Below are 19,514 nucleotides of genomic sequence, written 5' to 3' on the forward strand. Positions count from 1 at the left end.
CCTACTGAATGCTGCTCAACTTAATCCGTGGATCAACCGCCTTCAGCAGCAGATCTGCCAGCAAATTACCAATGATCAGCATCGCCGCGCCCATCATCAAACTCGCCATCACCAGATACAAATCCTGTGCGGTGATCGCCTCCAGCACCAGCCGCCCCAAGCCGGGCCAATTAAAGAAATTCTCCACAATGAACGAGCCGCCCAGCAAACTGGCAAACTCGAAGCCCAGCAGCGTCACCAGCGGGTTCAGCGCATTTCGCAGCGCGTGGACATAAATCACCCGATTTTCCGGCAGACCCTTGGCGCGGGCGGTTTGAATATAGTCTTGCCGCAGCACGTCCAGCAGTTCGCCTCGCGTAATCCGCTGAAGCCCCGCAAACCCAACCAGGCTCAGCGCCAGCGTCGGGAAAATCATGTGCCAGCCAATATCCAGCGCCTTGCCAATCAGGGTCAGGTCGGTGTGGTTGATGCTGGTCATGCCGCCGACGGGCACCAGCGGCGAGAGCTGCTGCGCCAAAAACAGCAGCAGCAGCCCCATAATCAGCGCGGGCATCCCCTGACCGATGTAGCTGATCACGCGGAAGATGCGGTCGATCAGCTTGTTCTGATTCACCGCACCGATGATGCCCAGGGGGAGGGCGATCGCCCAGGTAATCACCAAAGAGGCGATCGACAGCAGCAGCGTTGCCGGAATCCGCTCCCACAGCAGCGAGGTCACCGGCCGCTGAGAATAGATAAAGCTCACGCCAAAATTGCCGCGCGTGAAAATCTGCCACAGCCAGCGACAATACTGCTCAATCGGCGACTTATCCAGCCCAAACTGTTCGCGAAACGCACTTAGCGTCTCTTCCGAAATCTGCGGATTCTGGCGCAGCGTGTCCAGATAGTCCCCCGGCGCAAGCTGAATAATAAAAAAGCTCAGCGCCGAAGCCAGCAGCAGCGTCAGCCCCCCTTGCAACAGCCGTTTCACCACATAGCCGAAGGTTTCACTGGCAAAAAACCGCCGCACCTGCACCAGCCCTTCCGAAAATCGCTGTTGCGCCGAAGCCGTGTCGCGAGAAGTCATAGTCGCCCTGCCTAACCTGAGCCTAGTATTCCACCAGGGTAACAACTGGAACGTCCGGCAGTTTCTTGCGACCTTCCAGCCCAGTGAGTTCAATAATGAACCCAAACCCCGCCAGTTCACAGCCTGTGTGTTCCACCAGCTTAGCCGTTGCAGCAGCCGTGCCCCCAGTCGCAATCACGTCATCCACAATCAAGATCCGGGCGGGCGGCTCAGCCGCATCGCGGTGAATCTCCAGCTTGTCGGTGCCATATTCCAGTTCATATTCGACGCTATGGACTGGGGCCGGCAGCTTTCCGGGCTTGCGGACAGGAATGAACCCCGCATCCATCTTGTAAGCCAGCGGCGCACCAAAGATAAATCCGCGAGACTCCATGCCAATGATGTAATCCACCGACAGATCGGCACAGCGATCGGCCATGCTGTCAATCGTATAGCGCAGTCCTTCGGGGTCGCGCAGCAGCGTAGTAATATCTCGAAACAAAATTCCCGGCTGGGGGAAATCGGGAATATCACGAATCAGCGATTTCAAATCCATATTGCAAATCTACAAAGTCTGTGGAGAGTCTCTAGCTTGAAGAACTGGGCACGCAGAGATTGTAAACTGTTTGCTCAGCAGTTCAACCAAACGGACAAATCCAGCGCTAGTCTTCCCGGATTCCTGAATAATTTTCAAACCAGCCGCGCTTCCAAAAATAAAACAGCAGCCCCGCCGAGGTCAGCAGCATGATGCCCCAGCACAACGGATAGCCCCAGTACCAGTTCAGTTCGGGCATATTCCAGGGAGAAGCATCAGGATTGAAGTTCATGCCATAGACTCCCACAATAAACGTTAGCGGAATGAAGATGGAGGAAATCAGCGTGAGCTGCTTCATCAGTTCGTTCATGCGGTTGCCCACAGACGACACGTAGACATCCATCAAGCTAGAGGCTACTTCCCGGTAGGTTTCCACCATGTCCAGCACCTGCACTGCATGGTCGTAGCAGTCTCGCAGATACATCCGTGCTTCGTCCTGAAGCAGGTCTTCGCCATCGCGGATGAGGGCACTGATGGCATCTCGCATGGGCCAGATCGAGCGACGCAGGTTAAGTAATTCTCGCTTGAGCGTGTGGATTTTTTCTAGAGTTGTGCGAACGGGTTTTGCAACGACCTCGTCTTCTAGTTCTTCTAGCTCCTCGCCGTAGGTTTCTAGCACCGGAAAGAAGCCGTCCACAATCGAGTCGAGCAAACAGTAGGCTAAGTAATCTGCTCCACGACTGCGGATGGTGCCTTTTCCCAGGCGGATACGCTCGCGCACTGGCCCGAAGGAGTCGTATTCAGGCTCTTCTTGCACCGTCAGCAGATAGTTTTTCCCCAGAATAAAGCTCACCTGCTCGGTGAAAAAGCCGCGACCGCTGTCCTTTAGGGTCACCATGCGGGTGATGAGCAGCAGTTGGTCGCCATATTCCTCGACTTTTGGACGCTGGGGCACGTTGACGATATCTTCTAGAACGAGCGGATGCAGGTTAAAAATATTGCCCAGGCGCTTGAGCACGTCTTCGCTGCCCAGTCCTTTGACATCTACCCAGGAAACTGAGTCGGCATCCAGGTAGGGAATCGCTTCTTCTGGTTCGTTAATAGGAATCCGAGTTGCACTGTCTTCGCAATAGTCAATCAGGGTAATGACGGGGGGCGGTGCGTCGTCCTCAATGGTGAGCGTTCCTGGTAGGGCACCCGGCTCATGGTAGGAATATTCTAGGTAGGGGTTATCGTCCTCTTCTTCATCGGTCAAACCCTCGACAAAGAAGGCGCGGGAGAGTGCCTCGGCCGTCGGTTGTTCCACCCTGTTATGGGCTTGTTTTGCATGAGAACTGGAGGGTTTGGCTGCCATAGATTTAGTCCTAAGCATTGGGATCTGACTGCTGAACGGGGGCAGACGGGAAGACCCGGGCCAGCGTCATCCGGTGTTACCAGAAGAAGTCAAGAAGAAGCTGTGTCAAGCATACTCCAGGTCTGCCTGCGTGCCTGTAGCGTAGCCTCTGGCATGGATGGGGGGTTGGGGGCAGAATTGAAAACCAAGCTGCCCAGATCCCTGGTGATTTTATTCAACGGGGTATAGATTAGCTTAAGCGCGTTGCCGCCAACCCCTACGATGTGCGGATTACTTCGTCTTCGGGGTTGACCAGCCGCAGCAGCTTTTGCTTGAGCTGCGCGTCAAATACTTCCCACTTGAGGCGAGTGTAGTCGCTGTTTTCGTTGAACCCAGAGAGAAACCCCATCGGGATCTCGAAGCCGCCTGCCATCGATCGCCCGCCGCCAAAGTATCTTCCCTGGGCATCTTGCCCAAAGGCTTCTTTGATAAACTCGTCGGGGTCGAGGGTTAGTTTGTTGGTGCGGAGGGAGCCAATAACGATTTCTAGGTCTTCGTCTTCGTCGTGGACAATGCCGTAGACGACCGCCGTGTGGACGTTTTCTTCTGTGACTAGGAAATCGGCTGCTTGGGGAATTGCGTCGCGGTCGTCGTAGCGCAAGTAGCCGACCCCAGCAATTGAGAAGTTGTTGCGGAGGATGCGGTTGCGGAGCGATCGCTCGATGACATCCATCACCCGCTTTGAGCGAGAAGATTGCAGCACCGCATTCAGCAGTTGCGCGTCGGCATAGCGACTGAGGTAGGCGGCCGCCAGAAAGTCTTCTTCTTGGGCTTGCATCAGTCGATTGGTATCGCAGCGCAGCCCGTGCATCAGCGCCGTGGCACATTTCACATGCTCGTTATTGCTGGTGTCCAGTCGCACCATGCCGGACTGAATGTATTGCGTCAGGATGGTGGCTGTGGCGCGGGTTTGGGGGCGGATGTCGGAAAACTCGGCGTGGAGATCGCTCTGCAAGCTGTGATGGTCAATCACAACCGCCACAGGAATCTTGAGATGCTCAATCAGCGGCAGTAACTGCGTGGTGGTGCCTTGGTTGTCTACAAACACTGCGCCGCCGTAGACCGAGAGGTCTTTTTCCTTGGCAGCTTGATAGCTCCAGCGCTGCACGGGCAACCCTGTCAGCCGCACAAGGGCAATATTTTCCTGGTGGCTGAGGGTGCCTGCGTAGACAATATCGCAGCGAATGTTGAACTGGTCGGCGATGAGCTTGTAGACCCAGGCGCTAGAGAGCGCATCCGGGTCAGGAAAGTCTTGCAGGATAATCAGTTGGCGATCGCCCCGATGCTGCTCCAAAAGCTGTCGCAATGCGGTGGTTTTTTGCTCCGTTAGCCGTCGCCCTTGAGGAGTTGAGAGCGTCCAGTCGGCTCGCCGTTGAAAGGGGTCGTCGCTGTCTGTTGTGGGGCGATCGCCCGCACCAAAGGCAACCGAACCAGATCCTACATCTGTCGGCAGTACATCTAGAGAAGGAACTGAATTCAATTGCATGGCTTTAGAAATTGATGTCAAAAGATGTCAAAAGATGTCAAAAAAAGATACTAAGTTGCGCTCACAGGTTCACTTTCAGGTTGTATTCACGGGCTGCCATAGTCCCTTGCGAGGCTTAGATCCACCGTATGGGAGGGCTGCACCCCTAGTCAACCGAGTCGGCGATCGCCGGGGAGTCTTTTCGTCGCTGCGCTTATCCCCCAGACGATGCCTCAGGCAATTCGCCCTGTTCAGACCTACCCTGCTAAACCGTAAAGAGTGTCTCACAGAGGTGGGTTTCGTTCTTCTGCTTCGATCATGACAAAAAAAGCATTGCTTCGCAGTCCACCCAGGGCCAATTTCCCGACCTGTCGCCAGAGGTGGCTCTAAAACCCCAAAAACCCAAAAACCCAAAAAACCTTGTGAACCAAAGCTTGGGGCGATCGCCCAAGCAAAAACCCCCGCGCGATCGCCGCACAGGGGTCATATGCCGATGACATACTTCTGCCACTCTTGATGCACACCGCTTTTTATGTGCTTGGTGACTTCAAAGTACAGCCCGCTGTGGGGGCGATGGGGTGGACGACGCAAAATCATACTGGCTTCTTTGGGCGTGCGGCTTCCTTTCTTAACGTTGCAGCGGACACAGGCGGTCACAATATTTTCCCAGGTGTCTTCGCCCCCTCGCGATCGGGGCAGGACGTGATCCAGCGTCAGTTCGTCGCCCGTATAGCCGCAATACTGACAGGAGTGGCTGTCTCGGTGGAGGATGTTGCGGCGAGTCAGCGGAATTTCTTTATAGGGAACTCGGACGTAGTGGCGCAATCGGATCACCGTCGGCAGGGGAAATTTGTCGTATACAAGCTTGCCATTATGCTCAACTTGCTCCGCCTTCCCTTTAATCAGCAGGATCACTGCGCGTCGCCAACTGGTGATGTTAAGCGGTTCATACGAGGCGTTGAGAACCAGAACCTTGCCCATTGATGGCTGGATTTATAGAAAGGTTTAAAGGATGTTAACACGCATACTAGCATAGTTAGCACTTGGCCAGAGAGAGTGTGAGGAGTGAGGCATGTTGAGCTGGGAACACACGCCAAGCCTAATCCCGATGCAACGGGAACGGGCCTGGGTGGAGATTGACCTATCGGCGCTGGCGTACAATGTCCAGCAGTTGCAGGCGCGGCTGGCAGCGGGGACGGAACTGATGGCAGTGGTAAAGGCGGATGCCTATGGACATGGGGCCGTGGCGATCGCCCAAACCGCGCTGCAAGCCGGAGCAACCTGGCTGGGCGTGGCCACGATTCCCGAAGGCATTGAGCTGCGGGAGGCGGGCGTTCAAGCGCCGATCCTGGTGCTGGGCGCAACGAACACGGCGGAACAGGTGCAGGCGATCGCCCGCTGGCGGCTCCAGCCGACGCTCTGCACCCCCCGGCAAGCGCTGATTTTTTCAGAAACCGCAGGCAAGCTGAATCTACGGCAGCCGCTGCCCGTCCATCTAAAGCTGGATACGGGGATGTCGCGGCTGGGTGCGCCCTGGACAGAGGCAGCGGCGTTTGGGCAACTGGTGCAGGGGTTGCCGCACTTGCACATCGCCAGCGCCTATTCTCACCTGGCAACAGCGGATGAACCCGATGAAACCGTGATGCGGCTCCAGCAGCGGCGCTTTGAAGCGGCGATCGCCCAGTTGCGGCAGGCAGGGGTCAATCCGCCCAAGCTGCATTTGGCTAACTCGGCGGCGACGCTGGCCGATCCGGCGCTGCACTACGATCGGGTGCGCGTCGGGCTGGGGCTATACGGACTCTACCCCGCCCCGCATTTAGCCAGCGGCATCGACCTGCGCCCGGTGATGCAGGTGAAGGCGCGGGTGACGCAGGTGAAGGCGATCGCTGCTGGAACGGGTGTCAGCTATGGCTATCGCTTCATTGCCGAGCGAGACATGACCATTGCCACCGTGGCGATCGGCTATGCCGACGGCGTGCCGCGCAACCTGTCGAACCGGATGACGGTGCTGGTGCGGGGACGGCACGTTCCCCAAATCGGTGCAATCACAATGGATCAGCTCATGCTAGATGTCAGCACCATTCCCAACCTGCAAGAGGGCGAAGTGGTGACGCTGCTGGGGCAAGACGGACAGGCGCGGATCTCCGCCGACGACTGGGCGGAAACTCTCGGCACGATTTCCTGGGAAATTTTGTGCAGCTTCAAGCATCGCCTGCCCCGGCTGACCATTAACCAATCGCAGCCTGCCCACAGCGCCCAGCAGCCTACAGCACGCCCTTCGAGCTAGGGATGGCTCCGCCCCGACGCGGGTCAACTTCCACTGCCATCCGCAGGGCGCGGGCAAAGGCTTTGAACGTCGCCTCGATGATGTGATGCGAGTTGATGCCGTCGAGCTGGCGGATGTGCAGCGTGATCTGGGCGTGGTTGACGACGGCCACAAAAAACTCGCGCACGAGCTGGGTGTCGTAGGTGCCGACGCGCTGCGTAGGAATTTGCAGCCCGTAGCTGAGGTGGGGACGACCGGAAAAATCCAGCGCCACCTGCACCAGCGCCTCGTCTAGCGGCGCGACAAAATGCCCAAAGCGGTGAATCCCCTTGCGATCGCCCAACGCCTTAGCCAGCGCCATGCCCAGCGTAATGCCCACGTCTTCATTCGTGTGGTGGTCGTCGATATGCACATCGCCCGTCGCCCGCACCTCCAGGTCGATCAGCCCGTGAGACGCAATCTGATCCAGCATGTGGTCGAGAAACGGCACGCCCGTTTGCGCTACGCAGCGCCCCTGCCCGTCCAGGTTCAGGCTCACCTGTACGTCGGTTTCTTTGGTGGTGCGGCTGATAGCGGCAGTGCGATCGCTCGTGATGCTGGACGAATTCGGAGTAACCGTTACGGGTTCGCGGGTCTGCATGAAGAATCCTGTGAGACGAGATCTCTAGCTATTATCCCAAAAGCTGAGGCTGTGAATGAGCGATCGCCCTGCCTCCTGACCTAACCCTAACCCCTAACCCCCAACACCGGATCACCGTGGATTCTGTCGCATCAACTCCCGCACTTGCTCTGCGTGGTAGGAACTGCGCGTCAGCGGCGAAGACACGACTTGCAAAAAGCCCATGGCCTCGCCCGCCACGCGCCACGCATCGAACTGTTCCGGCGTAACGAATGCCTGCAACGGCAAGTGCTTGGGGCTGGGCTGGAGATATTGCCCAATCGTGAGAATGTCGCAATCCACCGAGCGCAAGTCCTGCATCACCTGGCGCACTTCTTCATCCGTTTCGCCCAAGCCCACCATGATGCCCGACTTGGTGTAGACTGAGGGAGCCAGTTCGCGCGATCGCCTTAATAACTCCAGCGTGCGGGCATAATCGCCCTGCGGACGCACCCGCCGATACAGCCGAGGAATGGTTTCGGTGTTGTGATTTAGCACTTCGGGACGAGCGTCCAGAATCTGCGCCAGCGCCTCCCAGTTGCCGCACAGGTCGGGAATCAGCACCTCAATCGTCGTCTGGGGCGACACCCGCCGCACCGCTTCGATGCACGCGACAAATTGGGCCGCGCCGCCGTCGGGCAGGTCGTCCCGGTTCACCGAGGTAATCACCACATGGTTTAGCTTCATGCGGCGCACGGCTTCGGCCAGGTTTTCTGGCTCCTGCGGGTCAAGCGCTTTTGGCTTTTTCTCGAAGTCAATATCGCAATAGGGGCAGGCGCGGGTGCAGGCGGGCCCCATGATCAAAAACGTCGCCGTGCCCGCATTAAAACACTCGCCAATGTTGGGGCAGGAGGCCTCTTCGCAGACCGTGTTTAGCCCCAAGTCCCGCAGGATTTCTTTGACCGTTCCGACTCGTTCCCACTGCGGCGCTTTTACCCGCAGCCAGTCTGGTTTCGTTAGCTTGACCGTCACGCGCTGTTGCCCAAATCACACTGCACTTGAATTATAAAATCTCAAAGCATCAGAGCGCTAAGGCAGCTTTTGTAGAAGCTGGTGAAGTAAGCCCAGAACTTGACCTAAGTCCGTACGTATTGCTTGGTACTCTATATGCAGCGCTTGGATTTCAGTTTCAATTGCTGCGAGCCGTTGATGCACCTCATGCCCTGCGGCTTTAGGAAGGGGTTTGGCTTTTGGGGTTGCTCGGTCAGACTGGGGCAGACTGGGTTGGGCAGATGGTCGCGGTTTGGCTGATGCTTGATTTAGTTTGGCGGCTAGTGCTTCCCAACCACGTGCTTTCAATTTGAAATAGGCTTTTGCATCTTCGAGGGAGGGAAATTGCTGTTTGAGTTTTTCAGCAGAATAAGCCTGCTCGGGCTGAACTTTTAGGGTAGCGATTTCTTGGGCTGTCAAGTCTTCTTCGACCATCTCTACCACTTCGTCAATGAGGCGGTCGTGCTTAACGGCCAGTTGGGCTGCTGCTCCTAAGAGGCGCGAAGTGGCTTTGATCTGTACGTTTCGCTCCTGACGAAGTTTTTGGGTCAGCTCTCGAATGCGATCGCCCATCGAATCATCTTTGCTGGAGGAAGAGATCACGGTCGGCTGAATTGGGGTGGAATCGTTGCTCATAACAGCAAAAAATTATTGTGAGAGGATTTCTCTCACGGCTTGCCAAATGCGCCGAAACTTTTGCAGCAGGCTGATCGGATCTTGAGGTGAGTCCTCCTCAGCAGAATTGATGAGCGTTTGAATCCGATCCATGCGTTGGGCGATCGCATCCAGACTGGCTAGAGCATTCTCCTCTCTAGACATAGACTCCCGCAGAATGGTTGCCATTTCCTCAATTTCTTGCTTTAGGCGTTCATTCTCTCGCTTGCGGCGAGTCTCCCAGCTTTTGATTCCTGCCTTTGAACGGCGCTCAAGCTTGAGCTGGCTTTCTACCTCTGAATACAACGCCAAATATTTCTGGCTTTCCGCCTTTGCCGCTTCATACTGAGTCAATAACTCAGCACTTCTAGCCTGCTCCTGGTTGTACAGAGTCAAATACGACTCCGCTTCCGTTTTAGCAGTTTCGTAAAGAGCCAGCGTAGACTGATACTTTTGTTGCGCTTCTAAGAAAAGCTGGTGATTCTGCGCTGCCTTTTGAGCTTCTGCTTGGGCCAAGCCTTCTGCCTCTCTAAGATTTGCGCGAACGGTTGATAAACTTGCCTTTAGCTCGTGGTAAGACAGCGGCTCTTTCGATTTAGATTTAGGATGACGAAGCGAATTTTCGTAAGACTCATCCCGTCGATCCGATCTACGCATTGGCATAGGTCACCTTATCAATCGTCGCGCTTGACTCAGTAAATTTATATTCAATCTAATCTATAATATTCAGTCTAATCCTAATCTAAGTATTCCCTGACTTGGACAAACTGAACTGTTCTTCAGATCTTTTAGCGTCAGCGTCCCATCCGACTGGATAATCTAAGTATTCCCTGACTTGGACAAACTGAACTGCTCTAAACCGTAGCCTTAACAGGCTGCTTAACATGAACAGAACAGTCCGATAGGAGTTTTACAAATCGAGCCAGAACTTGCTGTGATAGGATAGAATATTCAAAGTGAACTTCACTAAAGCATTTTCTTGCAGGGTGAGGCGCGCACAGTCCTGATGAGGCAAACGCTTCTTGACTATCCACGTGCCTCACTAGCTTCAAAAATGCTGTATCGGGATGTAGCGCAGCTTGGTAGCGCACCTCGTTCGGGACGAGGGGGCCGAAGGTTCAAATCCTTTCATCCCGATTTTTAGATTGATCTCAAGCGCTCTGGCTAGATTGAGCTGAGATAGCGGTTTAATCTTCCGCATTCAGGCGTGCTGATAGAGCGCGATCGTCCCTTTGCGCCAAGCCTCCAACTAAAAAGCGGCGCTGGGTTTGTAGGTCAGCACCGCCTTTTCAGAGATTTTACGACAACCCTCAGCCAGGCTCAGACGGCGAACTGGGTGGAGTGGCGATCGCCTCGTCGCCAGGCTTCTCTTCCTTAGCCTTCGCCCGTTCTTCTTTTTTCTTGCGGTCTGCCTTCAGAATATCCTCCAGTACGGCCCGCGCCTGGGTCATCTTGTCCAAGTTGCTGCGATAGAGTTCCAGATCTTTCTGCATTTTGTCAGCAGATAGGTTCAGTGCATCACCAAGGGACTGAAGCACCGCTGCTCGGCGAGCTTCGTCCTTCATCATGTCGCTGTCCATCTGTTCCAACAGGGTATATAGCCCAATGGCAAACAGGCGGCTGTACTTAAAGTTTGGATTGCTCGCCACACCGCGCAGCACGCCGACCAACCCATCCGTCGGTTCCGTTGATTCTCGCACCTTAGACACCACATCCTCTGGTGAAAGATGGGCTGCCTCTGCAAGCAAACGCTCTGCGTCTTGCCGATAGACTTGCGGGTCGCCGCCGACCGCCTGACACAGCGCGTTGAAGATTGACACCTGATCTTGCTCAGGCCGATAGCCCTGCATGAAGCGATCGTAGGTCGTTACTACGCCCAGGGCATACACGGGGTCGTAGCGAAAGTTAGCGTTGACCATCAGCAGGTGCGTTTCTACCATTAGCTCTTCCACTACGCGCCGATAGATCGAGTTAATCGGGCGCGTGTGCAGGCTGTAGAAAGCACGCTTGGTATCAGAAACAGTGCGAACGTCGTTCACGGGAAGTCTTAAATTATTGTGATCCCATTATCCCATATCGCGGAGGAATGGGGCGCGATGGGACACGAGGTGGCAGCATTGGGGCGATCGCCCATTATCTGCCCTGTCTGACCCGTTAGCCCGTAACCACGCTGCGGGGCACGCCTTCTAGCGCTTCTTCCTCGGTTTCAAAAATTTCAAACACCGAGTCCATCATGGTCACCTCAAATACCAGCTTGGCTTCGGGGTGGACGTTGCAAATTCGGAAGCTGCCCTTCACTTTGTCAGCATCGCGCATCCCAGCCACCAACGACGTGAGGCCAGAACTGTCGATAAAGTTTACCTGTGACAAATTCACGACAATGTGGGGGCTGAGTCGGGAAATCGACTCTTGCAGCTTCAGGCGAAACTGCCAGGCCGTCGTGATATCCAAGCGTCCGGTGGGCATCAGGACGATGACCGTTTTCCCGTCTGGAGTGGTGTGTGTCCGCTGCTCCATAGTGTTGCTTCAGTCTCCCCGTTGTCCAAAAGGTTTGTAAAAGTTTCTACCAGTGTTCCCAGGAAGCTACCCTGGCCAAACAATCTACGAGAAAACTTGATTCGGTCAGGAAACGCCATCAGGTTTACAATAGCCGACGCTGGGTTTAAGTTTCAGTAGACTATATTTCTTCAAGGCAAGAACTTATGCAAAATCGCCGCCACCCGTCCGCTTAGCAGGGCAAGTCTAGGTCAGAGTTGACCTGTAGATTGCAAAATTAGGCAGAATGTTAGGGGTTCTGTCCTAACCAACCAAACCGGATGACGCAATCCATCCAGCCCCTTTCGGACGCAGTCGTGAATCTCATTGCGGCGGGCGAGGTGATCGACTCGCTGGGGGCAGTGGTGCGAGAGCTGGCGGAAAACGCGCTGGACGCGGGCGCAACTCACGTCAGCATTGCCGTATGGCCCGAGCGGTGGTCGCTGCGCGTGGCGGACAATGGCAGCGGCATGAGCCATGCTGATTTGCGCCGAGCGGCCGCGCCCCACAGCACCAGCAAAATTCACGCTAGCGAAGACCTGTGGAAGATTCGCAGCCTGGGCTTTCGGGGTGAGGCGCTGCACAGTTTGGCGCAATTGGCCGATTTGGAAATTGGCAGCCGTCTGGCAGATTCGACGGAAGGCTGGTGGGTGCGCTACGACCGCCAAGGCCACCCTGTGTCGGAAACCACGGTGGCGATCGCCCCTGGCACAGTGGTCACGGTTTCGCACCTGTTTGGCAACTGGCTGCCCCGCCGCGAGGGATTGCCGCCGATGACCCAACAACTCCGCGCCATCCAGCAGATGGTCTATCATCTGGCGCTGGGTCATCCGCAGGTGACGTGGGTGGTGCAGCAGGGCGATCGCTCCTGGTTTAGCCTGTGGGCTAGCCAGTCAGCGCGATACCTCTTGCCGCAAATTTTGCGCGACGTGCAGCCGGGGGATTTGGTGGAGGTTGAGTTGGGAGCGGATGGGCGTAGTGGGGACGTAAGAACGCTCGATCCCTCGCGCTCCACACTCCTGCTGGGTCTACCCGACCGCTGCCATCGCCGCCGTCCAGACTGGGTCAAGGTGGCCGTGAATGGGCGGGTTGTTCAGGTTCCAGAACTGGAACAAGCCATCCTGGGTGCGTTTCGCCGGACGCTGCCGCGCGATCGCCATCCAGTTTGTTTTCTGCATCTGCACCTGCCGCCAGAGCAAATTGACTGGAATCGCCACCCCGCCAAAGCCGAGATTTACCTGAAGGAACTGGACAGGCTGCAAGCACAGGTACAAGAGGCGATCGCCCACGCCCTCAGCCTTCATGCCAATAGCCTGAGCGACACTGCCCACAGCCAGCGCATCGGGCAAGTGCTGCGGACTGCCGAGTCTGGTGGGGGCTATACGCTGGGCAGACTGGGCGAACCAAATGAATCCATCGGTGAGGAATCTCCTGAGGAATCTTCCGCGCCTGCGCTCCCGCCCCATGCCGCGCCCACTCCGCTGCGGGCGATCGCCCAGGTTCACAATATGTACATCCTGGCGGAACACCCCGCAGGGATTTGGCTGATCGAACAGCACATTGCCCATGAGCGGGTGCTGTATGAAGAATTGTGCGATCGCTGGATAGTCGTGCCCCTCGAACCGCCTGCCCTATTGCCCAACCTCTCTACAGTCCAGGTCGAACAACTCGTTCGCATTGGGCTGACGGTGGAACCCTTCGGGGACACACTGTGGGCCGTCCGCACGGCTCCGGCTCCGCTGGCGCAGCGGGAAGATTGTGCAGCGGCCCTGCTGGAACTAAGCTTGGGCGGTGATTTGGAGACAGCGCTAGTGGCGACGGCCTGCCGCACGGCCATCCGCAACGGAACCCCCCTGACGCTGCCCGAAATGCAAACCCTGCTCGACCGCTGGCAGGAGACCCGCAACCCGCGCACCTGCCCCCACGGTCGCCCAATTTGCCTGTCGCTGCAAGAATCTAGCCTGTCGCGCTTTTTCAGACGGCATTGGGTGATTGGCAAGAGTCACGGGATTTGAAAGAAGGTAAGGGGAATTTATAAGGTAGGGAGCGCGATGCTCGCTCCACAAGCTCGCCTATGGTTGTGGCGATGCGTCCAGCGTGACGGTGGTGCTGCCTTCTTCTTGCGGCGCAGTCCGAGGTACTTGCCCTGGAGCCAGCGTTTGAATGGTGAGCGCTTGGGGGGGCGTGGCATCGGGCGGATAGACCAGCTCAACCTGCACTTGACGGCGATCGCCCCGTCTCAGGTTTAACGTCAACAATGGTTCGCCCTGCTGCCCTCGCCGCTGCACCACATGCACATAGCGAGTTTGGGTCACCCCCCAGTCGTTGACATATCGCAGCCGCAGCGTCCCCCGGAAAAACACTCGGCGATCGGGCGGATTCAGGAAGCGCAATGCCTGACCCCGCAGCGATTCGTCCTTCATTGGCGTTTGGAACAGCAGCGCCACGGTCTGCTCTTGGTTGGTGTTGTTATACAGCGGCAGCGTCAGATTATATCGAACCCCGTAGTTGCCATGTCCCCGGTAGGCGGTGTCTGGGTAGCGAACCAGCATGGGCGCACTCTGAATTTGCCCAGTGCCCAGCGTGTGCCGATCGACCGTGCTAATTGCGTAGGAAATTGCCCCACCCTGCTGGGGAATCGTCAAGTGATCCACCCCATCGCCATCCGTCAGCACGGCATCCCACCGAGAGCCTTGCGACACGCCAGACACCCGGCTGTAATAGAACCGACCAATTTGGCGGGCGTTGGGGGGGGTGGGAATGCGATCGCGCGGGCCGGCCACATCGCCCTGCTGCAAGAGCGCCAGCCACTCCTCCATGCGGGGCGATCGCTCGGTGCCGTTGCCATTCACTCTGGCAAACATGCCCAAACTTGCCAGATGCACAGGGCCATCGCTGGACAAATGCAGCAGCGCCGATCGCCCGTTGATGGGCAGATTGGCATTGGATGGACGAGCCGGGCGACGCGCCTCACCGTTTTGCACCACATCGGCTGCCTCTGCCGCGTCTAGCCCCATATCTTCCGGATCGACAATAGGCAACGGCTCACGATTACGGTACGACTGCAAGCTCCGCAGGGGAATGGGTTCGTTTAGCAGCAGTTGCACATAGCGGGGTGGAATCGTGACCCGCTCCGGCAAAATGGCTTGACTCAGCCCTCGCAAGATGTCGCCCATCGTGCGACTGCCCGGCCCTGCAAACACTGTGGGCCCGGCGTTTGCCACGTAGGAGGGCAGGTCGTAGAAAGGGGCTTCCTGGCTCAGGTAACTGGCAGACTGATGAACCTGAATCGTCACCGGGCGATCGGACGGGTTATAAGCTAAAAGACCGATATAGAGCGTCCGTACATCGTTTGGCGTGCGCCCTTTGGCAATGTGGTGAGCGAATACGTCAAAGCGCCCTTCAAAGGCATAGTTCAAGTGAGCAGATGGAACGCGCATCCCCTGCGGCGGAAAAGTTGATAGCAAAATGCCTTCCTGCTGCACCAGTTCTGGACTGTTGCTGTTAAACACAGGAACTGAATCCAGTTGTCCTGGCAGCGGGCGCACCTCTTGAGCTTCGACCACATGGCTGAGCCGGGGTGTAGGCGGCGGTTCGGGTATATAGATTTCGGCTGGGGTGGCTTGAGCAAGGGGAAACAGTGTCAAAAATGGAAGCATGAGAACCTGCGAGAAACCCAAATCTAAAAGACTCCAAATCACCCTGAGAGGGGCAAAAGTAACAGGACAAATCAGGGCCAGCTCAAGCAGAAATGTCGAGCTTGAGCAGATTGAATGAACTTACCCAAAAAGCCCCAATTTTTACTTTTGGCAAAAGCACCTGAGGAGTGCGCTTCATCCTCAAAAGCGGATGTGCTAGTCCGCCTATCGCGCTGAGCCGCGTCTTCTGGCGGTCAGCGGTTTACCAGAGTCAAAAGCGCATCTGTAAAAAAGTCCCAAGGGGAAGGGAGGGTTGACTGTGTTCCACAATGCAACGTCTCATAACGCAACGTTTCACCATATCACTCCAAACCACTACACACTACTTTCACAACTAGGGCACACCCGGAAGTCGTGACAGCGAGCAAGGGGGGCATAAGCTGCTGGTCGCGGTTCCTCAATCAGGTTACCCAGAGATTGACCAGAAGACACATGTGCCTCATGTCTCAGCTTGGAAACCCTGTCAAAACTATACGGGAAATTGATACAAGATGAAGGAATCTTAGGGGAGTTGATCCAGGATTTTTTTTATGCCTGGTCGAGGTTTATGCCTCCTTTCAGGAAAGAAGGCATAAGTTCATCAAAAATTCATAAACTAGCCTGGGAATCAAGGGGAATTCGCGTCAAAAAGCAACCGGTTAGGAATTGAGGGTGCCCCGCGTCACGCCGAGCTGATTTCGCAGCTTGAGATCTTTCCACAGGGCCGCCCCGGCCAGCTCTCCATTCAGCAACGCTCGATATCGCCGGATTGTCTGAGTGACCTGCGCGGGCGTTTCATCGAGAAATTCCAGACGAAACTGCTGCACCCCAAGCTGCACGAGGCGGTGAACTGCTTCTGCGCCAGTTTGGGCGGTGCCGTTAAACACGGTGTTGCGGCAGCCCGCATCGGCTTGCAGGATGTGTTCTACACCCGTGCGATCGCGCAACTTGACCTCATGCTTTTCGCAGGGGCGACCGCAGTTTGTGTAGTCGGTGCCATCTGACAGAAACGCACAAAAGACGCAATGCTCCATGTGAAACATCGGCATGTGCTGGTGAATCGTAATCTCGAACCAGGCAGGCGGGCAACTGGTCAATAGCCCCTCAAGCTGCTGAAGGTTGAGGTCATAGGAGGCCGTCAGGCGCTCCAGCCCCATCCGCCGGAAATAGTCGGCAGAGAGCGCATTTGCCACATTCAGCGAGAAATCGCCAATGCAGCGCTGGTCGGCAAAAAACTGGAGATGGTCGTAGTTTCGCACCAGATAGCCGTCTGCCTGGGCACGTTGCACCTGCTGCAAGATCCAGGTTTCGCCGGGTTTGGTGATGCGGGGCGGCGCGACGAAGATTTCCAGGGAGTCAGAGCTGGGGTGACTCCGAACTAGCCCGACTGCTTCGCGGTATCTGCGCGGGTCTTCAAATTCGCAGTAGAGCGTCTGAATTCCTGCATCGAGGGCGGCTTGCAGTTGAGATAGGGTGCGCGTGAGGGCGATCAGGCTGGGGGGAACAGGGGAGCGGGCGGGAAGGGGAGGGAGGAGGGTGTGCAGGGTGGCGTGGGGGTTGAGATGCCAGGGTTTTGGCTGGATGCGCTGGGCTTCGAGCTGGGCGACGAGTTCTCGGCGGAGACGGTTGAGTTCGCGGATGGGTAGCATGGTGGCGTTGCCCAAGTGATTTTGCAGGGAGCCAAGGCAAAAGGGCGTGTTGCCAAGCCGTCCGAATTGCGCCCGCAGTCGTTCGGTGGTGAGGGGTTGGGTTTGGGCGATCGCCAATGGCAGTTCCGATTCTACCTGGGCGATGTGGCCCTGCTCATCGCGGGCGATCGCCACTAGCGGCTGCCCCACGTCGCCATGCACCTCGATCGAGATGGGCTGCTGAAACCTGGGCGTGTCGCCTGCGTAGCTTTGCCGAAGCTGCCGATCGAGGTCGGGGTCGCTGGTTTTCCAGAGGCGATCGCCCACGCGCACCCGCCGCCAATCCACCGCGCCGCGCCCAAAGGTGAGGGTTGCTTCGTCACCCTGCATTTCGACGGAATACACCCGGCCGCCTTCTTCCGGGGCATCGGGGTGGCCGCTGTCGAACACCACACCATCGCCCGGTTTTAGCGGAGCCTGGAGCCTTATCATGGCTCGCTCATTGCGGATGCGGGTCACTTCGCCCAGATAGACACCCCGCTTTTTGCCAAATCGCGCATGGACAAGTTCTTGGTTGTTGATGCCGCGAAACCATCCCGTGTAGAGGCCGCGAGAGAAAGCCATTTCAAGGTTGTAGCGGTCTTCAGGAGATGAGGCGCTGGGGCGTTCTGCAAATTCATCGCTCTGGCGCTCTGAGACCATCTGCCAAACGCGATCGAGCGCGTTGCGATAGACCCGTGTGACGTTGGCGACGTATTCTGGCGATTTCAGGCGACCTTCGATTTTCAGGCAGGCTACGCCTGTGGCCACTAGGTCGGGCAATACATCGAGTCCGGATAAATCCTGCGGGCTGAGCAAATAGTGGCGATCGCCCAAATCCACCTTCTGCCCGTCTGCAATGAGATCGTAGGGCATTCGACAGGCCTGGGCACACTCGCCCCGGTTGGCAGAGCGGCCACCGAGGGATTCGCTGGTGAGGCATTGCCCAGAGTAGGCAACACACAGCGCCCCGTGAACGAAAACTTCGAGCGGCATGGCGACAGCGCGATTACCCATTTGCTGCTGGATTTTGCGGATGTCCTTGAGGGAACACTCGCGGGCCAGCACCACCAAGTTGCAGCCCAGCGCCTGGGCAAACTCGACTCCGGCAGCACTGGTGACGGTCATCTGCGTAGAGGCGTGGATGGGGAAGTCGGGCGACAGGTGGCGAATTAGGCGGCAAATGCCGATATCTTGAACAATCGCCGCATCCACCCCCGCTGCGATCATGGTTCGCACATACTGCTCGGCTTCGGCGAGTTCTGCCGGAAAGACCAGCGTGTTCAGCGTGACATAGCCCTTCACGCTGCGCCGATGTAGAAATGCCATCAATTCTGGCAAATCAGCTTCGGTAAAGTTTTGCGCCCGCATTCGCGCGTTGAACCGATCCAGCCCGAAATAGATTGCGTCGGCTCCGTTTTCGACCGCAGCACGGGCGCAATCCCAGTTTCCCGCCGGAGCCAGCAATTCGGGACAGCGCGGACGGGCGATCGCCATCGGACTCGAAGACAAAAGAGTATCCATAAGGCTGGAGCTTAGGGGCCATCTATGGCTTAATCGGCGGCTCAATCGACAGAAATCTCTTGCGCCTCGCGCTCATCAGCTTCTGGCTTGGCCGCAGAAGGAACTTCGAGCGGAGGCACATCGGGTGGAGTATGGGCTTCGACACGGGGCGCAGAGCCAGCCTCAGCGGCGATCGCCTCTGGTTTGCGCTCCGAAAAGCCCCAGGCAAACAGCAGCGCAATCACCAAAATCATGACCCACTGCGGCGGCACCAGGCTATCGTTAAACACCTTAATCAGCAGGCGCAGCCCCACCAGCCCCACGGTAATGTAGCCTGCGTCTTCTAAATGCATATATTCATCCAGCCAGCGGATAAACAGCCCCGCCAGCAGTCGCAGCGTGATGATGCCGATCAGCCCACCCGTCAGCACCAGCCACACTTCTTGAGACAGGGCGATCGCCGTAGTGACGCTATCCAGCGAAAACGCCAGATCGGTCACAGCGATGATCGGAATTGCCTGCCAGAGTGATGTGAAACGCGGCCCGTGGTGATGGTGTTCGCCGTCCTCTGTTTCATCGGAGGTGAAATACTTGAACACGAGCCAGAGCAAATAGAGCGCACCCGCCAGCTCAAACTGCCAAAACCGGATCACCCAGGTTGCTGTGAGGATTAGAATGACGCGGAAAACAAACGCCACAACCAGCCCAAAATTCAGCGCGTCTCGCTGCATTTTTTTGCCGTCTAGCCCTTGGGCGATGGCTGCCAGCGCGATCGCATTGTCGGCTGATAGCAGCGTTTCAAGCGCGACTAGCACCGTCAGCAGAAGGAACGTGTCTACGCCCAAGTTGGGAGACAAGTCGAGCAATCTATCTAGCATGGCGGCAATCTCTAGGCAAACAGCAACGCAAACAGTAATGATCTCAGCAAAAAACCTGCAAAAACCCGCAAAACGGCAGCAGTGGGACGCAAGTTGGACAAACCGTATCCTTCACAGCATATCGAATTTAAGCCCAAATCTCCCTCTCAGAAAATTCCCGTGATAGATCCCAGTAGTGTTGCCTGCTGAGCAAAATAGAACCCAACGCAACTCGCTTCGTTAGGCTGAAATCCGGGTATGGTGAGGAG

16 protein-coding genes and 1 tRNA gene are annotated in these 19,514 nt (G+C 56.7%); 3 read left to right on the forward strand and 14 right to left on the reverse strand.

What is annotated here, in order from left to right:
• Position 1: 1 nt before the first annotated feature.
• The 5 genes from O77CONTIG1_RS05140 to O77CONTIG1_RS05160 all read right to left on the reverse strand — a co-directional run bounded on the left by O77CONTIG1_RS05140 (position 2) and on the right by O77CONTIG1_RS05160 (position 5,419).
• Positions 2-1,066 (reverse strand): ABC transporter permease, encoded by a 1,065-nt coding sequence (locus tag O77CONTIG1_RS05140; RefSeq protein ID WP_068508615.1) that lies wholly within the window; start codon positions 1,064-1,066, stop codon positions 2-4.
• A gap of 22 nt (positions 1,067-1,088) precedes the next feature.
• Positions 1,089-1,601, reverse strand: a complete 513-nt coding sequence (locus O77CONTIG1_RS05145; RefSeq protein ID WP_068508617.1) for an adenine phosphoribosyltransferase — start codon at positions 1,599-1,601, stop codon at positions 1,089-1,091.
• Between the two features lie 106 nt (positions 1,602-1,707).
• Entirely contained in the window at positions 1,708-2,934 is a 1,227-nt protein-coding gene (corA, locus tag O77CONTIG1_RS05150; RefSeq protein ID WP_068508618.1) for a magnesium/cobalt transporter CorA, read from the reverse strand.
• Positions 2,935-3,190: 256 nt separating this feature from the next.
• A complete protein-coding gene (locus O77CONTIG1_RS05155) occupies positions 3,191-4,459 on the reverse strand; it encodes a DHH family phosphoesterase (protein ID WP_068508621.1) in 1,269 nt (422 codons plus the stop codon).
• 462 nt (positions 4,460-4,921) lie between these two features.
• Complete coding sequence (locus O77CONTIG1_RS05160) at positions 4,922-5,419, reverse strand: HNH endonuclease (protein WP_068508623.1); 498 nt, start codon at positions 5,417-5,419, stop codon at positions 4,922-4,924.
• Between the two features lie 91 nt (positions 5,420-5,510).
• Between O77CONTIG1_RS05160 and alr the strand changes: the two genes are divergently transcribed.
• Positions 5,511-6,725 (forward strand): alanine racemase, encoded by a 1,215-nt coding sequence (gene alr, locus O77CONTIG1_RS05165; RefSeq protein ID WP_068508624.1) that lies wholly within the window; start codon positions 5,511-5,513, stop codon positions 6,723-6,725.
• Here the strand turns inward: alr and hisB are convergent.
• The 4 genes from hisB to O77CONTIG1_RS05185 form a co-directional block, all read right to left on the reverse strand.
• Positions 6,703-7,344: an imidazoleglycerol-phosphate dehydratase HisB gene (hisB, locus tag O77CONTIG1_RS05170; RefSeq protein ID WP_068508626.1), complete on the reverse strand. Its 642-nt coding sequence runs from the start codon at positions 7,342-7,344 to the stop codon at positions 6,703-6,705. The two genes, alr and hisB, sit on opposite strands and share 23 nt — an antisense overlap.
• A 111-nt stretch (positions 7,345-7,455) precedes the next feature.
• Complete coding sequence (gene lipA / locus O77CONTIG1_RS05175) at positions 7,456-8,334, reverse strand: lipoyl synthase (protein ID WP_068508628.1); 879 nt, start codon at positions 8,332-8,334, stop codon at positions 7,456-7,458.
• 57 nt (positions 8,335-8,391) lie between these two features.
• Complete coding sequence (locus O77CONTIG1_RS05180; RefSeq protein WP_068508631.1) at positions 8,392-8,988, reverse strand: hypothetical protein; 597 nt, start codon at positions 8,986-8,988, stop codon at positions 8,392-8,394.
• A gap of 12 nt (positions 8,989-9,000) precedes the next feature.
• Positions 9,001-9,522: a hypothetical protein gene (locus O77CONTIG1_RS05185; protein ID WP_068508634.1), complete on the reverse strand. Its 522-nt coding sequence runs from the start codon at positions 9,520-9,522 to the stop codon at positions 9,001-9,003.
• Positions 9,523-10,069: 547 nt separating this feature from the next.
• On the opposite strand from O77CONTIG1_RS05185, the gene O77CONTIG1_RS05190 reads away from it, so the two are divergent.
• Positions 10,070-10,143 (forward strand) — tRNA-Pro (locus O77CONTIG1_RS05190).
• Positions 10,144-10,316: 173 nt separating this feature from the next.
• Here O77CONTIG1_RS05190 and psb29 read toward each other — a convergent pair.
• Together psb29 and O77CONTIG1_RS05200 are read right to left on the reverse strand one after the other, a co-directional pair.
• Positions 10,317-11,045: a photosystem II biogenesis protein Psp29 gene (gene psb29 / locus O77CONTIG1_RS05195; protein WP_068508636.1), complete on the reverse strand. Its 729-nt coding sequence runs from the start codon at positions 11,043-11,045 to the stop codon at positions 10,317-10,319.
• A gap of 115 nt (positions 11,046-11,160) precedes the next feature.
• Entirely contained in the window at positions 11,161-11,523 is a 363-nt protein-coding gene (locus tag O77CONTIG1_RS05200; RefSeq protein WP_068508638.1) for an STAS domain-containing protein, read from the reverse strand.
• A gap of 299 nt (positions 11,524-11,822) precedes the next feature.
• Between O77CONTIG1_RS05200 and mutL the strand changes: the two genes are divergently transcribed.
• On the forward strand, positions 11,823-13,556 hold the full coding sequence (gene mutL / locus O77CONTIG1_RS05205) for a DNA mismatch repair endonuclease MutL (RefSeq protein WP_068508643.1): 1,734 nt from the start codon (positions 11,823-11,825) through the stop codon (positions 13,554-13,556).
• Between the two features lie 57 nt (positions 13,557-13,613).
• Here mutL and O77CONTIG1_RS05210 read toward each other — a convergent pair whose 3' ends face one another.
• The 3 genes from O77CONTIG1_RS05210 to O77CONTIG1_RS05220 form a co-directional block, all read right to left on the reverse strand.
• Positions 13,614-15,200 carry a DUF3370 domain-containing protein gene (locus O77CONTIG1_RS05210; RefSeq protein WP_084782223.1) on the reverse strand — a complete coding sequence of 529 codons (1,587 nt, stop codon included), beginning with the start codon at positions 15,198-15,200 and terminating at the stop codon, positions 13,614-13,616.
• Positions 15,201-15,877: 677 nt separating this feature from the next.
• On the reverse strand, positions 15,878-18,409 hold the full coding sequence (locus O77CONTIG1_RS05215; protein ID WP_068508645.1) for a U32 family peptidase: 2,532 nt from the start codon (positions 18,407-18,409) through the stop codon (positions 15,878-15,880).
• Positions 18,410-18,450: 41 nt separating this feature from the next.
• A complete protein-coding gene (locus O77CONTIG1_RS05220; RefSeq protein WP_068508647.1) occupies positions 18,451-19,266 on the reverse strand; it encodes a TerC family protein in 816 nt (271 codons plus the stop codon).
• Positions 19,267-19,514: the final 248 nt, after the last annotated feature.

Source organism: Leptolyngbya sp. O-77, assembly GCF_001548395.1.
In the GTDB taxonomy this organism is placed as follows: domain Bacteria; phylum Cyanobacteriota; class Cyanobacteriia; order Elainellales; family Elainellaceae; genus Thermoleptolyngbya.